The sequence below is a fragment of the Streptomyces sp. NPDC034111 genome, from assembly GCF_055575375.1.
The window spans coordinates 1-14027 of the sequence record NZ_JBVIST010000016.1 but is presented as its reverse complement, the minus strand read 5'-3'; the positions used below and the strand labels follow the sequence as shown (position 1 = coordinate 14027).

At 72.5% G+C, this 14027-nt stretch carries 16 protein-coding genes and 1 riboswitch; of the genes, 8 read left to right on the top strand and 8 right to left on the bottom strand.

The genetic code is table 11. From position 1 onward, the window contains the following. Positions 1 to 44: 44 nt before the first annotated feature. Positions 45 to 503, bottom strand: coding sequence for a cyclic nucleotide-binding domain-containing protein (locus ACZ55A_RS27880; RefSeq protein WP_468845513.1), 459 nt, complete (start codon positions 501 to 503; stop codon positions 45 to 47). A gap of 306 nt (positions 504 to 809) precedes the next feature. Between ACZ55A_RS27880 and ACZ55A_RS27875 the strand changes: the two genes are divergently transcribed. Both ACZ55A_RS27875 and ACZ55A_RS27870 read left to right on the top strand, forming a co-directional pair. Next, entirely contained in the window at positions 810 to 2135 is a 1326-nt protein-coding gene (locus ACZ55A_RS27875) for an amino acid permease (RefSeq protein ID WP_468845511.1), read from the top strand. Positions 2136 to 2232: 97 nt separating this feature from the next. Further along, complete coding sequence (locus ACZ55A_RS27870; protein ID WP_468845508.1) at positions 2233 to 3504, top strand: APC family permease; 1272 nt, start codon at positions 2233 to 2235, stop codon at positions 3502 to 3504. Positions 3505 to 3578: 74 nt separating this feature from the next. On the opposite strand, the gene ACZ55A_RS27865 is transcribed toward ACZ55A_RS27870, so the two are convergent. Together ACZ55A_RS27865 and ACZ55A_RS27860 are read right to left on the bottom strand one after the other, a co-directional pair. Then, positions 3579 to 3794 carry a ferredoxin gene (locus tag ACZ55A_RS27865; RefSeq protein ID WP_468845506.1) on the bottom strand — a complete coding sequence of 72 codons (216 nt, stop codon included), beginning with the start codon at positions 3792 to 3794 and terminating at the stop codon, positions 3579 to 3581. A 5-nt stretch (positions 3795 to 3799) separates the two neighbouring features. Then, positions 3800 to 4990, bottom strand: coding sequence for a cytochrome P450 (locus ACZ55A_RS27860; RefSeq protein ID WP_468845504.1), 1191 nt, complete (start codon positions 4988 to 4990; stop codon positions 3800 to 3802). A gap of 116 nt (positions 4991 to 5106) precedes the next feature. Here ACZ55A_RS27860 and ACZ55A_RS27855 point away from each other — a divergent pair, with 116 nt between their 5' ends. The 3 genes from ACZ55A_RS27855 (at position 5107) to dacB (ending at position 8071) form a co-directional block, all read left to right on the top strand. Continuing rightward, positions 5107 to 5715: a TetR/AcrR family transcriptional regulator gene (locus tag ACZ55A_RS27855; RefSeq protein WP_468845502.1), complete on the top strand. Its 609-nt coding sequence runs from the start codon at positions 5107 to 5109 to the stop codon at positions 5713 to 5715. 139 nt (positions 5716 to 5854) lie between these two features. Then, positions 5855 to 6301, top strand: a complete 447-nt coding sequence (locus ACZ55A_RS27850; protein ID WP_468845500.1) for a hypothetical protein — start codon at positions 5855 to 5857, stop codon at positions 6299 to 6301. Positions 6302 to 6451: 150 nt separating this feature from the next. Continuing rightward, entirely contained in the window at positions 6452 to 8071 is a 1620-nt protein-coding gene (dacB, locus tag ACZ55A_RS27845; protein WP_468845497.1) for a D-alanyl-D-alanine carboxypeptidase/D-alanyl-D-alanine endopeptidase, read from the top strand. A gap of 15 nt (positions 8072 to 8086) precedes the next feature. Here dacB and ACZ55A_RS27840 read toward each other — a convergent pair whose 3' ends face one another. The 4 genes from ACZ55A_RS27840 to ACZ55A_RS27825 all read right to left on the bottom strand — a co-directional run bounded on the left by ACZ55A_RS27840 (position 8087) and on the right by ACZ55A_RS27825 (position 10717). After that, entirely contained in the window at positions 8087 to 8506 is a 420-nt protein-coding gene (locus ACZ55A_RS27840; RefSeq protein WP_468845495.1) for a PPOX class F420-dependent oxidoreductase, read from the bottom strand. Between the two features lie 174 nt (positions 8507 to 8680). Further along, on the bottom strand, positions 8681 to 9928 hold the full coding sequence (locus ACZ55A_RS27835) for an SPFH domain-containing protein (RefSeq protein WP_468845492.1): 1248 nt from the start codon (positions 9926 to 9928) through the stop codon (positions 8681 to 8683). 94 nt (positions 9929 to 10022) lie between these two features. After that, positions 10023 to 10247, bottom strand: a complete 225-nt coding sequence (locus ACZ55A_RS27830; protein ID WP_468845490.1) for a hypothetical protein — start codon at positions 10245 to 10247, stop codon at positions 10023 to 10025. Positions 10248 to 10399: 152 nt separating this feature from the next. After that, positions 10400 to 10717, bottom strand: a complete 318-nt coding sequence (locus ACZ55A_RS27825; RefSeq protein ID WP_468845488.1) for a hypothetical protein — start codon at positions 10715 to 10717, stop codon at positions 10400 to 10402. A 162-nt stretch (positions 10718 to 10879) separates the two neighbouring features. Here ACZ55A_RS27825 and ACZ55A_RS27820 point away from each other — a divergent pair, with 162 nt between their 5' ends. The 3 genes from ACZ55A_RS27820 to ACZ55A_RS27810 all read left to right on the top strand — a co-directional run bounded on the left by ACZ55A_RS27820 (position 10880) and on the right by ACZ55A_RS27810 (position 13823). After that, complete coding sequence (locus tag ACZ55A_RS27820) at positions 10880 to 11878, top strand: hypothetical protein (protein ID WP_468845486.1); 999 nt, start codon at positions 10880 to 10882, stop codon at positions 11876 to 11878. Positions 11879 to 11941: 63 nt separating this feature from the next. After that, positions 11942 to 12030, top strand: a riboswitch (ZMP/ZTP riboswitch). A 21-nt stretch (positions 12031 to 12051) separates the two neighbouring features. Next, positions 12052 to 12906, top strand: coding sequence for a bifunctional 5,10-methylenetetrahydrofolate dehydrogenase/5,10-methenyltetrahydrofolate cyclohydrolase (locus ACZ55A_RS27815; protein ID WP_468845484.1), 855 nt, complete (start codon positions 12052 to 12054; stop codon positions 12904 to 12906). A 95-nt stretch (positions 12907 to 13001) separates the two neighbouring features. Continuing rightward, positions 13002 to 13823, top strand: a complete 822-nt coding sequence (locus ACZ55A_RS27810) for an SDR family NAD(P)-dependent oxidoreductase (RefSeq protein WP_468845482.1) — start codon at positions 13002 to 13004, stop codon at positions 13821 to 13823. Between the two features lie 57 nt (positions 13824 to 13880). Here the strand turns inward: ACZ55A_RS27810 and ACZ55A_RS27805 are convergent. Then, on the bottom strand, positions 13881 to 14027 hold a 147-nt coding region (locus ACZ55A_RS27805), incomplete at its 5' end, for an L-serine ammonia-lyase, iron-sulfur-dependent, subunit alpha (protein WP_468841591.1).

Here is a 14027-nt window from a genome sequence, read left to right as displayed (position 1 = left end):
CGGGACCCCAGCTCGCCCCCGCCAGGCCGGAACGACTGCTCGGCCTAGGGCGAAGCGACCCGCCGGACGGCCGCGTACTGGTCGATCAGCCGGGTGCGGGTCGCCTGGAGCCGGCCGGCGAGGATTTCGGTGATCGTACGGACCAGCCGGAGGCCGAGGGCGGGTTCGCTCTCACAGAGGGCCCGCACCGCGGCCCCGTCGAATTCATAGGCGCGTACGGGGCTGAACGCCTCGGCGCCGAAGTCCCAACGGTGCGGCGGGAACAGCCATGACCAGCCGAGCAGATCGCCGGGCCCGAGCGTGGCGACCGAGACATGGCGCCGGCCCGGCACATCGAGGTCGAGCGACACCGACCCCGAGCGCAGCACCCAGAAACGGTCGGCGGTGCCGCCCTCCTCGAAGATCCTGGTGTCCTGCTCGAAATAGACCTCGTCGGCCAGCGCCATCAGACGCTCACGATCGGAGGCCGGAAGAGCGGTCAGCAGACGCGTCGCGATGGTCATGGCTGAGGCCTCCTCGCCGACGGCAGGCCGCAACGACGCACCGGCGGGCGCGGGTGCATGCGGCCGGGTTCCTCTCTCCATTGGAACCGCGCTCGGCACCGTAGGCACCCCGGCGCACCGGCGGTCCACGGCCGGTCCTTGATGGCGGTGTGCCGGGAAGCCTGGTCGGCGAAGTGATGCGCAAGGTGCGCCGTCACTTGCGCCACCATGGCTGAAAGGCGGATCACCGCTATGTCGCTCACCGGGCGGGTTCGTTCCGGCTCCACCGTGTCCGCGCCGGTCACGGGCCGTGCTACCCGGCGCTCCGTGCTGTTCTTCGCGTTCGCCTTCGCGGTGATCGCCGATCCGGTCTCGTCCGTCGCCTACGCGATCGAGGCCGCACTGCGTGCCCTCCACGGCGATCTGGCGCTGCTGCTGCCGACCATGTCCCTGGTGGTGGGGCTGGTCGCGGTGGTCACCGCCAACTACTGGCAGCTGGTACGGCGTTTCCCCAAGGGCGGAGGCGCGGCGGCGGCGGCCGGGCGGGCCTTCGGGCCGCGCTGGACCTTCCTGCCCATCGGCGCGCTGGTCGTCGACTTCGTCCTCACCATCGGGATATCGATCTCGGCCGCGGCCAGCGCCGTGATCGCCCTCTTCCCCGAACTCGCCCCGGTACGCGTCCCGTTGGCCCTCCTACTGCTGGTGCTGGTGGCCGGGCTGACCTGGTTCGGGCACGGCGGCAGGCTGCTGTTCGCCCTGATGACGGTGGTGTTCGTCGCGGTCTCCGTGGCCGTGGTGGTCCAGGGCTTCGTCGCGCCGCACGGAGCGGGCCACGCCGCCCCGAGCGCCGACCCCGGCCACTCCGCCGTGCTCGCCGTCGTCCTCGCGTTTCCCGTCGCCATGGCCCTGGCCACCGGGGTCGAGGCCCCCTCCACCGCGATCGCCCAGCTCGGGCAGCTGGACGACACCCACCGGCGCCGCTTCGGGCGCGGCACCCTCGCCCTGCTGCTCGTCATCGTCGGGGGTCTGACCCTCGCGCTCACCGCACTCTCCGTACGGCTGCACATCGGGATCCCCGGTACCGACTCGACCCAGATCGCCGATATCGCACACGCCGCCGTCGGCCCCGGCTGGCTGTACGGGGCCTTCCAGCTGACCAGCTCCCTGCTGCTGCTCGCCGCCGCCAGCTCGTCCTTCCAGGCCGGGCCCGGCCTGCTGAAGGCGCTGGCGGGGACGGCCGGTGCGCCGGGGGTCCTGCCGCCGTGGCTCGGGCGCACCAACAAGCACCACACCCCGTACTGGTCGGTGGTCGTCTACCTGGCCGCCGCAGCCCTGATCATCTGCGCCGCGGCCGGCGAGGAGCAGGAGCTGGTCCTCTTCTACGCCGTCGCCGTCTTCGTCAGCTTCCTGGTCGGCCTGGTCGCCATGGCCCGCTTCGCCCGTACCGAGCGCAAGCCGGCGCTCGCCTGGACCAACGCGCTCGCGGCCGCCGCCGTCGCCTTCACCCTCGTGGTGAACCTGCTGCGCGGCTGGCCGGTGCTGTCGCTGGCCGCCACCGTGCTGATCGCCGCCGGTCTGTACGTCCGCTGGGCGCGGGCCGGCCGTCCCGTCGGCATCGAGGACGTGGAGAGCCGCGCGGAGGAGACCGTATGAGCCACGGCCGGCCGCGGTAGGCGGGGGACCCTGCCGCCGCCGCAGCCCTACCCGGCAGACTGTGCGCCGTGACGGCGACTGCGGTGAGGAGCGGGCGATGACGCAGGCGGTCCCGGCCCATGAGGGTGGGCTGAAGCGGCGGCTGGGGGTCTTCGACGCCGTGATGATCGGGCTGGGAGCCATGATCGGCGCGGGGATCTTCGCGGCCCTGGCGCCGGCGGCGCGCGCGGCGGGCTCCGGGCTGCTGCTCGGGCTGGCCGGAGCGGCGGTGGTCGCGTACTGCAATGCGACCTCCTCGGCCCGGCTGGCCGCCCGCTACCCCGCGTCGGGCGGCACCTATGTCTACGGCCGCGAGCGGCTGGGCGCCTTCTGGGGCTACCTCGCCGGATGGGGCTTCATCATCGGCAAGACCGCCTCCTGCGCGGCGATGGCGCTCACCGTCGGGCTGTACGTATGGCCGGGGCAGGCGCATGCGGTGGCCGCGGCGGCCGTGGTGGCACTGACCGCGGTGAACTACGCGGGGGTGCAGAAGTCCGCCTGGTTCACCCGGGCCGTGGTCGCGGTGGTCCTCGCCGTCCTGGCCGCGGTGGTCACCGTCTGTCTGACCGGCGGCACGGCCGAGGCGGTCCGCCTGGACCCGGGCGCGGACGCCACCGTCGGCGGGGTGCTCCAGGCGGCCGGACTGCTGTTCTTCGCGTTCGCCGGATACGCGCGGATCGCCACCCTCGGCGAGGAGGTGCGCGACCCCGCGCGCACCATCCCCCGTGCCATCCCGCTGGCCCTGGGCATCACGCTGGTGGTGTACGCGGCGGTGGCCGTCGCGGTGCTGGCGGTGCTCGGCCCCGGCCGGCTCGCCGGCGCCGCCGCCCCGCTGGCCGACGCCGTACGCGCGGCCGGCGCCCCGGCGTTGGTCCCGCTGGTACGGGCGGGTGCCGCAGCGGCGGCGCTGGGCTCGCTGCTCGCGCTGATCCTCGGCGTCTCCCGTACGACCCTGGCGATGGCCAGGGACCGGCATCTGCCGCATGCGCTCGCCGCCGTGCACCCCCGCTTCCATGTGCCGCACCGCGCCGAACTCGCGGTCGGCACCGTCGTGGCGCTCCTCGCCGCGACCGCTGACGTACGTGCCGCGATCGGCTTCTCCTCCTTCGGCGTGCTGGCCTACTACGCCGTCGCCAACGCGGCCGCCCTGACCCTCACCGCAGCGGAGAACCGCCCGCCCCGCATCGTCCCGGTACTCGGCCTGGCCGGCTGCCTGGCCCTGGCCTTCGCCCTCCCCATGACGTCCGTGGTCAGCGGCGCCGCCGTACTCGCGGCCGGCGCCGCCGCCTACGGAGTACGCAGAGCCCTCGGCAACGCCCGACGGCGCTGAGGCGCTGCCGACCGGGGATCGCAGGAGCCCGTCGCGCGGCCGCACCAGCAGCCGTGCGACGGGCCGGTGCCGGACTACGGACGGGGGCCGATGACGCGCTCACCGTCGCGGACGGTGATCGCCATCGCCGGGCAGACATCGGCCGCGTCCAGCGCGCGCTCGTCCTCCTCGATCAGCTCGTTGAGCGGCCGGGCGTGGGCACCGTCGAGGACGAAGAGATCCGGGGCGATGGCGGCGCAGGAGCCCGAGGCGATGCACTGCTGCGGATCGATCTCCACTCTCCAGGTCACCTCGCTCACCACCCCACCGGCATGACCCGCGGGCCGCGCACCAGCATCTGGCTCTTCCACTCCACATCGCCCGCCAGGTGCAGCTTCGGGAAGCGGGCGATCAGGGCGCCGAGCGCCTCCTGGAGCTCCAGACGGGCCAACGGGGCGCCCAGGCAGTGGTGGACACCGTGGCCGAAGCCGAGGTGCTGGTTCCCGGACCGGGCGATGTCCAGCGTGCCGGGCGCATCGAAGCGCAGCGCATCGCGGTTCGCCGCGCCCACGGCGACCAGGACCGGTTCGCCGGCCCGCACCAGCGTGCCGCCGACCTCGATGTCCTCCTTGGCGTAACGGGGCTGGCCCGCTCCACTGCCCAGCGGGACGAAACGGAGTAACTCCTCGACGGCGTTGCCGATCAGCTCGGGCCGCTCGCGCAGCAGGGCGAGCTGGCCCGGGTGGTCCAGGAGGGCGAGGACGAAGTTGGGGATCTGGGTGGCGGTGGTCTCGTGCCCGGCGACCAGGATGCCGACGCAGAGGTCGACGAGTTCGAGTTCCGAGAGCCGGTCGCCGACATCGCGGGCATCGATGAGCGCCGTCATCAGGTCGTCCTGCGGGGCCCGCCGGTGCTCCTCGATCAACTGCCGCATATAGCCGCGGAGTTCTTCGAGATTGGCATCGAACTCCTCGGCGGTCAGGGAGCTCGTCGACAGCGCGGCGTCGCTCCACACCCGGAAGCGCGGCCGGTCCTCGGCCGGTACGCCGAGCAGCCGGCAGATCACCGCGACGGGGATGGGCAGCGCATAACGGTCCACCAGGTCGACCGGCGGCCCGACGGCCTCCAGTTCGTCGAGGAGTTCCTTCGTCAGCTCTCTGACCTGCGGCCTGAGCTTTTCGACCTGACGGACGGTGAACGCCTTGGCCACCAGCGTCCGCAGCCGGGTGTGGTCGGGCGGGTCCATGCCCAGGATGCCGCTGTCGCGGCGGCCCTCGGACTGCCGGGGCTCGTCGTGCAGGGCGCCCTCGGCGCGGCTGAAGCGCTGATCGCCGAGGACGAAGCGGGCTTCGGCGTAACGGGTGACGAGCCAGGCCGGTTCGCCGTACGCCATCCGGACCTTGAGCAGTCCCGGGCGATTGCGGACCCGCTCGTACTCGTCGGACAGCTCAAGGCTCTCGGCAACATTGAAGGGGTAGGAGAGGGGTGCTGTGTCGGCTGTGGTCAAGGCGGCCTCCCTTGTGTAAGCACCTGCTTACTTAAGGTAGGACGCCATGTCGGCGTGGTCAACGGCGTATTGCGGCCGTCATGGTGACGGACCGTCGGAAAGGAGCGTGACGAGACGTGGGGGAGACCTCCCAGCACGGCACGGCGGGTACACAGCGCCGCCGGAGTGCCCAGGGCACCCGGCTGCGGCTGCTCGATGCCGCATCGGAACTGTTCGCCGAGCGCGGTTACGAGCGGACGACGGTGCGCGATATCGCCGCCCGGGCCGGAGCCAATCAGGCGCTGCTGTTCCGCTACTTCGGTTCGAAGAAGGCCCTGTTCGGAGAGGTGATGGCGCGCGGCGGGCAGGAGCAGCTGCGGACCACCCCCGCCGAGCGGCTGTTCGAGGTCGCACTGCGCGGCATGCTGGCCGACGGAGGCGGGGGCGCCGACCGCTCGCTGGAGGTGTGTCTGCGCTCCATCGGCGGCAGCGATGAGATCGCGGAGGCGCTGCGCGGGCTGGGGGAGGAGTACGCGGATGTGCTCGCCACGCTCTCCCCGTCCGACAACGGCGCACTGCGCGCCGATCTGGCGCTGTCCTGGCTGCTGGGAATTGGCTTGATGCGTGTGGTGGTCGGCAAGGAACCGCTGGCGAGCGCCGACCCCGACACGATCTGCGCACTGGTGGCCGACGCCCTGGGGGGCCTGCTGGAGAGCCTGCCGAAGGACGGGGCGGCGGGCGCCTGAACCGCCCGGGTAGGTCGCCGGTGTGCGTGGTGCGTTCCAGTGACTCCGCGGCGGGTCGCAGGTAGATGGACAAAAGTCACATTATGGTCGCCTTTGCAGAAGATATTCCTTTTCTGCAGAGTCGAGTGAAGGTGGAAACATGCTCCGTTCGATCCCTCGCGGCCTCGCAGTGGCCGGCCTGACCGCGGCTGCCCTGGCGGTGCCGACGGCAGGCGCCGCCACCGCCGCACCCGCGGCCCCCAGCAGCACACAGAGCGCCCTGTGCCCCGGGCACGGCTGCGACCGGGGCCACCACGGCAACCAGCACCACCACGGCAACGGTCGCATCGGACACAGCGGCCACAACCGGCACCACAACAGCCACGGCCGCTCCGGCCACGGCGGTCACGACGGCTACGACGGATATGGCCGCGACGGTTACGGCCGCGACGGCTATGGCCGCGATGGCTACGGCCGCGACGGGTACGGGCGCGACGGTTACGGACGCGACGGGTACCGCGACGGTGACGACCGCGACGGGTACCGCGACGGCGACGGCCGCGGCCGGGACGGCCTGCTCGGCCTCGGTCTGCTCGGGCTCCTCTGATCCCCGCCAGGCAGTCGGCCAGTGGGCCCGGGAAACCGTCCCGGGCCCACTGCATGCCCCCACACACCGGCTGCGGCCACACACCGCAGGCCGCAACAGCCGGTCCCCCGCGGCAGTGACGCGAGGGGACGCACCCTCGGTGGAGTCCGCATGTCACCCTCCCTCACGCGCCGGAGGATCTCCCGGCGCACCGCGCGCGGTCTGGCCGTGCTGCTGGCCGTCGGCGCCGTCGTCACCGGCCTCGTCCAGGCCGCTCCGTCGCCGGCCCCGTCACCTCCGCCGGTCCGCGGCCAACTCGACCCGCGGATCACGGCGGTGATGCGCAAGCCTGCGTACCGGCACGCCCAGTGGGGGCTGTTCCAGCAGAACCCGCGGACCGGCAAGGTGGTGCACTCCCGCTACGCCGACCAGTTCTTCATCCCCGGCTCCGCGGCCAAACTCTTCAGCGTCAGCGGCACCTGGCGCACCCTCGGCGGCGACCACCGCTTCGTGACCCCGGTGTACGCCGTCGGACGGCGCCGTAACGGCACGCTCAAGGGCGATCTGGCGCTGGTCGCCCAGGGGGACCTGACCCTCGGCGGCCGGACCCGCAAGAACGGCACCGTGGCCTTCACCTCCATCGACCACACCTACGCCAACGACGTTCCCGGTGCCACCCTCACCCCGCAGGACCCGCTGGCCGGCATCGACCAGCTCGCCCGGCAGGTGCGTGACGCGGGGATCCGGCGGGTCAGCGGTGAAGTGATCGTCGACGCACGGTTGTTCCGGCCCGACCCCGCGCTGGACCCCACGCCCACCCCGATGATCATCAACGACAACGTCATCGACCTGCTGACGTCCCCCGGGCGCGCCGCCGGTGCGCCCGCCGCCCTGGAGGTACGCCCGAAGGTCGCGCCGTACCGGGTCACCTCGTCCGTCCGCACCGTCGCGGCGGGCGAGCCCACCGCCGTCGCCGTGCGAACCTCCCCCGACGGCACCCGGATCCAGCTGTCCGGCACCATCGCCGCGGGCTCCGCGCCCGTCCTGCGGATCGCACCGGTCAAGGACCCGAACGCCTTCGGCCGGACCGCCCTGATCGAGGCGCTGAAGCGGGCCGGGGTCCAGGTCACCGCGAGCCCCGTCGGCCCCAACCCCGCCGCCCGGCTGCCCCGCTCCTACCAGGGCGCACCCGCGGTGGCCCGGTACACCTCCCCGCCGTACGCCGAATACGCCAAGCTCATCCTCAAGGTCAGCCACAACCTCGGGGCGAACCTCGGGATCTGTCTGATGGCGACGAGCAGGAAAAGCACCGAGTGCGATGACGGATTCCCGGTGCTCGCCGCGTTCCTGGACAGCGCGAAGGTGGACCGCAAGGCCGTACAGCTCGCCGACGGCCGGGGCGGCAATCCGGCCGACCGGACCACCCCGCGGGCCCTGGCACAGATCCTGACGTACTGGCAGCACACCGCCGACGCCCGGCGCTTCCGCGAGGCCCTGCCGCTGCTGGGCGTCGACGGGACGCTGGCGGACTCCTGCCGCCACTGCCCGTCGCGCGGCAAGGTCTTCGCCAAGACCGGCACCGCGGCGGGCGGCGATGCGCTCAACGACCGGCTGGCCGTGGGCGCCGAGACCACCGCCGGCTATCTGGAGACCGGCAAGGGCCGCTTCGACGTCTTCTTCGCCGGGGTCAACGGCGCCGCCACAGCCACCGCCGACATCAACGGGCTCTTTCAGATCTCCGACGATGTGGCCGATGTCGCCGCCTACCTCCAGCAGAAGAGCGCCGGCTGACGCGGCGCCGGCTCCTCACCCGGCCTGGCGGCTGTCCTTCAGCCGGCCCCACCCGTGCCAGCGGTCGACCTCGATCCAGGCGCTGACCCGGCCGCGGTCCCGCTGCGGGTACTGCCGCCCGATGTAGCGCTGTGCCAGCCGGTCGATATCGGCCAGTTCCGTGTCGTCCCGGATTTCGGCGACCCGGCCGATGAGGCTGAGATGGGTGTACCAGTTGCCCTCGTCGAGGACCGTGAGGGTGACCCGTGGGTCGTTGCGTACATGCTCCAGCCGCTTGCGGCCCTCGTCCATGTTGACCAGCACCCGGCCGTCCTCCCAGAGGTACCAGGTGGCCGTGGACACCGGCTGGCCGTCCGGCCGCAGCGTGGTGATGACGGCGGGATTGGGCTGGGCCAGCATGGCGGTTGCGGTGTCGGGAAGCGGGGGTTTCGACATCTGAGGCACCTTCACTGCGTCGTTGCTGCCACCCGGGACGGCGCTGCCGTGGCACCGTTCCCGGCTCCTGACCGCATCATGACCTGGCGGTGCCGGAATGTTCCGGAGACCGCGCCGCGCACCGGGCCGCCGGGGCAGCCGTGGTACGGGAGTTGGGGCCGCCTGGGGGCCCCGCTACGGCCCGGAGCCGGTGCCCTCCTGCTTCAGCCGGGCCATCCTCGGGGGGCGCAAACCGGCGCCGTCACCCAGGGGAGGCGTGGAGCCGGACGGGCCGGTCGTCATGCCCGGAGCCTGCTTGAGGGTGTCGAGGATGGCCAGTCCCTGGCCGATGAGGGCGGAGGCGATCTCGTTGATGCCGTCGGTGCCGTTGAGCACGGTCAGCCGGGCGCCGGAGATGCCCTCGGCGGCGGCCTCGGCCAGCGCCGGAAGGTTCTCCACGGTGCGGTTGGCGGCGATCAGCTCCTGGTTGCCGTTCCGAAGCGAGCCGGCCAGGACCTTGTTCGCTTCCGCCCGGGCCTGGGCGACGGTCCGTTCGCCGTACGCGCGGCCGTCCGCCTCGAAGCGGACCTGGTCGCGCTGTGCCTCCGCCAGCGTGCGCAGCCGGTAGGCCTCGGCGTCCGCGGGGCGGCGCACCTCGGCCTCCAGGCGCTGGGCGGCGAGCGAGGCCTGCCGCTCGGCCAGCGCGGTCTGCTCCTCGATGACCTCCTGAGAGGCCGTGGCCTGGGCCAGCGGGCCGGCCTGGGCGGCGCGGGCGTTGTACTGCTCGGTCTCGGCGAGGAAGCCGGCCCGCTTGATCGCGGTGTCCCGCTCGTACTCCGCCTTGAGCGCCGCCGCCTGCTGTTCCCGCTCGGTCGCTTCCTGGTCGGCCTTGGCCTGCGCGATCCGGGCGGCGCTGGCCACCGCAGCGGCGTGCGGGGCGGCGAGATTGGTGATGTAGCCGGAGGTGTCACCGATCTCCTGGATCTGGAGGGCGTCGACGACGATGCCGAGCTTCTCCATCTCCGAGTGGCTGCCGTCCTTGACCTCCTGGGCGACCCGGTCCCGCTCCCGGATGATCTGCTCGACGGTCAGTCCGCCGACGATCGAGCGCAGATGCCCGGCGAAGATCCGCCCCACCAGCTCTTCCATGGTGGCCTGCTCGTCCAGGAACCGTCGCGCGGCGTTGGCGATCGACGTCGGGTCGTCACCGACCTTGAACACGGCCACCGCCCGTACGGCGAGCCGGATCCCCTGCTGGGTGACGCAGTCCTCGGAGATCTCCGCCTCCCGCAGCGACAGCGACAGCACGCTCGTCTTCTGTCTGACGGGCATGACCCAGCAGCCATGACCCGTGACGATACGGAATTGGGCGTCCCCGGCACGGCGCTTCGAGCCGGAGATCAACAGCGCCTCGTTCGGCGCCGGAACATGCCAGAAGAGCATTGGTACGCTCCTGGTCCGCTGCGGCCGGCCCCGGGGTGCGGGAACGGCCGGGCGAGAAGGGGCACGCCCATGGGACGGCCCTGGCCGGGTGCGGTCAGGTGGCGGGCAGCGGCGCGACGATCACCGACCGCGCCGAGGTGTGGTCCACCACGATGACCTGCGTGTGCCGGGCGATGGGCGTGGGGGACCAGGCGGCGAAGGCCTCGGTTCCGCCGCGCACCGGCAGCAGCACCTCACCCGGCCCGTCGGTCGGGATCGACACGGTCACCCGCCCGATCACCCCGATCGGGCTGAAGTCCGTGTCATCCGTCCCGCTCACCCGGGCTCCGTCGCTGGTCAAAGCCGCTGACGGCGCGGAGGCCGGACAGCGGGAAATCTCGACAACTCAACGGTACTCCGGGGCGGGTGCCGCTTCAGGTCGCCGGCCGTGGGCGGCGCCCACGGCACCGGCACGGACCGGTGTGCGGGGGCTCAGGCGTCCAGAGGGGCGGGGCGGGCGGCCGGGATCGGTTTGCGTGACGGCAGCACATCGGGCGCGCGGTGCGGCCGGAGGGCGGTGAGCGCGGCCTCGGTCTCCTCCATCAGGCAGTGGTAGGAGATCAGCCGCTGCCACTCGGGGTCGGCGACTCCGGGGACGGTGGCGGCGCGCGCCGTCCACAGCCGTACCAGGGCCGCGTACACCGGTGTCTGCCTGGTGATCTCCGCGGTGAGCCACCGGGGCGTGGCGGCGGGGCCGGGGAGGAAAGTCTGTCCGTGACCTGCGACGGTGCCGGAGGTAGGGGCGCTCATGGACGTAGAAACGATTCCTCCGGCCTGGGGTCACTGGGTATTTTTGCGGCTCCCCGCACATCCGTCCCGGCGGCGAGGGGATAACTCCCTCGAATATCACCTCATGCAGTGATCTATTGCTGGGAAGCAGTCCAATTCGGACGAAGGACCGTTGTCGCAGTCATGGAACCGAGGGAGTTGTGGGAGCGCCATGCGGTGCTCGCACAGGCGTTTTGCAGCAGCGATGACGAGGTCCGCCGGACGCAGGGACTCCTCGACGAGGCCGAGGCCCGCCGATCGCGGACCCTGGCCGCCTTCGCCGTGACCGTGGGCAGTGACGCGGTGGTGGCGGACCTTCTCGGCCTGGACGAACGCGAAGTGCGCCTGGCCCGCCGCACGGTGGGCAAGGACGACGCCCGCGCGGTCGCCAAGAGCCTGCTCGACCAGCCGGCCGAGCAGCCTCCCGCGGGCGAGCAGGCACCGCCGCGGGAGCAGGCCCCCACACAGCAGACCGCGGCCCACCCGACAGGCCCGGCCGCCCCTCACCCCCCGGGCCCGGCCGCCCCCGGCCCCGCCACCGCGCCCCAGACAGCCGCGCCCCAGCACACCGCGTCCCAGCACACCGTGCCCCCGATCGCCGAACCCGCCTGGGCCCCGGCGCTCGACGCGGTCCTGATGAGCAGCTGGCACACCGGAGTTGACCTCACCGCCCTCGCCAACGAACTCGGTCTCGACGTCCGGATCCTCGTGGCGCGCGCCCAGCAGCTGTCCGCCGAGAGCCGCCACACCGCGCCGGCCACGCCGCCGGACCGTACGGGCCGTCACCGCCGGATGGCCACCCTCCAGCCACCCCCGCAGCCCGAGGCCACCCACCTGGCCTGGCGCGAGCGACCGTCACAGCCCCCACGGGAGCACTACGAGCATGAAGCCTGGAAACAGCAGCCGTACCAGAACTACGAGAACCACTCGGGCTACCCCAGCTATCAGAACCACCAGAATTACCAGGGCTACCAGGAGCACCAGATGTACGAGGGCCCACAGCAGCACCCCCAGCCCACCTGGGACGCCAACGCCATCACCGCCGCCCAGCACGACTGGGACGGAATCCTCAGCCAGTGGGAGGCCACCACCCCCACCACCCCACCGCCGCTCAGCACACCGGGCCACGGAAACGGCACCTGACCCGCCGGCCGGGGAGGCGTCCCGCCCACACCCCCGGACGCTCCCCGGCGTCGTTTAGAGTGGGCGGCGAGCCGTGACTGGCGCTTGGGTGGAGTACCACCGGGGAGCGGCTCGGCCACGCATGGTCAGTGCCGCGCGCCTGGGCGATCCGTCACGACGCCCAGGAGTATCCGATGGCCCCTACCGCCCGCCTCATGGACGGCAGCGCACTCGCCCGCCGGCTCGTCGAACAGGCCGCGGAGCGCGCGGCGACCCTCACCGAGCAGACCGGCCAGGCCCCGTGCCTGGCGACCGTACTCGTGGGCGACGACCCCGCCTCGGTGACGTACGTACGCATGAAGCGCGCCCGCTGCGAGAAGGCCGGGATCCGGTCCCGGCACGTCGCCCTGCCCGCCGCCACGACGACCGCGGAGCTGGTCGACACCCTCACCGCGCTCTCCGACGACCCCGAGGTGCACGGCATCCTCCTCCAGCACCCGGTCGGCCCGCGCATCGACGAACGAGCCGCCTTCGAGGCCATCGCCCCCGGGAAGGACGTCGACGGGGTCACCTACCACTCCTTCGCCACGATGAGCTTCGGTGCCGACGGCTTCGTCTCCTGCACACCGGGCGGCATCCTGCGCCTTCTCGACCACTACGGCGTCGAACTGGCCGGCAAGCACGCCGTCGTGGTCGGCCGCAGCGCGATCCTCGGCAAGCCCGTCGGGATGCTGCTGCTCGGCCGCAACGCCACCGTCACCTACTGCCACTCCCACACCACCGACCTCGCCTCGCTCACCCAGCAGGCCGATGTCCTGGTCGCCGCCGTCGGCCGGCCGCGCTTCCTCACCGGCGCGCACCTCAAGCCCGGCGCCGTCGTCATCGACGCCGGCTACAACCCCGGCAACGTCGGCGATGTCGACTTCGAGTCGGCGAGCACCCGCGCCTCGCTGATCACCCCGGTCCCCGGCGGCGTCGGCCCGATGACCATCGCCACCCTGCTCACCCAGACCGTCGACGCGGCGGAGCGTCAACTCAAGGCGGTCTGACGCCGGGAGGGGCTTCGGGCCCGTCCGTATGATCGCGAGGCGGTAACGTCCCCCGTACGGGACGTACGAGACCACCCTCGGAGGCTTGAACCACCATGGCACCACAGCGAGTTGTCATCGTGACGGGCGGCGGGACGGGCATCGGCGCCGCCACCGCCCGGCTGCTGCGGGCGGCCGGCCACCAGGTGGTGATCTCCGGCCGCCGTCCCGAACCGCTGCACCGCCTCGCCGAGGAGACCGGAGCGCTGGCCCACCCCTCCGATGCCGCCGACCCCGAGGCGGTGCAGGGGCTCGTCGACGCCGCCGTCTCCGCGTACGGCCGCCTCGACGGCCTGGTCCTCAACGCCGGGATCGCCCGCAGTGGCTCCGTCGGTGATCTGTCGTTGGCGGACTGGGAGGCCGTCATGACCACCAATGTCACCGGCCCCTTCCTCCTCCAACGCGCCGCCCTGCCACACCTCTTGGCGGCACGCGGCTCCGTCGTCGCCGTCGCCTCCGTCTCCGCGCTGCGCAACGGCGACGCCAACGCCGCGTATGCGACGTCCAAGGCGGCGCTGCTCCAGCTCTGCCGCTCCCTCGCCGTCGACTACGGCCGGGACGGTCTGCGCGCCAACATCGTCTGCCCCAGCTGGGTACGTACGGAGATGGCCGACCGCCGCATGGCACGTTTCGCGGAGGAAGCCGGACTGGCCGACGGCGGCACCGATGCCGCGTACGAGGAAGCCACCCGCCTCCTCCCCGCAGGCCGCCCCGGCGAGCCGCACGAGGTCGCCGAGGCGATCAGCTGGCTGCTCTCACCCGCCGCCTCCTTCGTCAACGGCGCGGTCCTCACGGTCGACGGCGGCGCCACCGCACTCGACATCGGCGGCGCCGCGTTCAACTACCGCATCGCACCCCGCGACACACCGGAAAGCTGAGGCCACCGTTGCCCGGCAAACCCGACACCCCCTGAGTGTGGGCTGCCCTGAGCCTGTTCAGCACTCGATGATGTTGACGGCGAGGCCGCCGCGGGCGGTCTCCTTGTATTTGACGCTCATGTCGGCGCCGGTGTCCTTCATGGTCTTGATGACCTTGTCGAGGGAGACGTGGTGGCGGCCGTCGCCGCGCAGGGCCATGCGGGC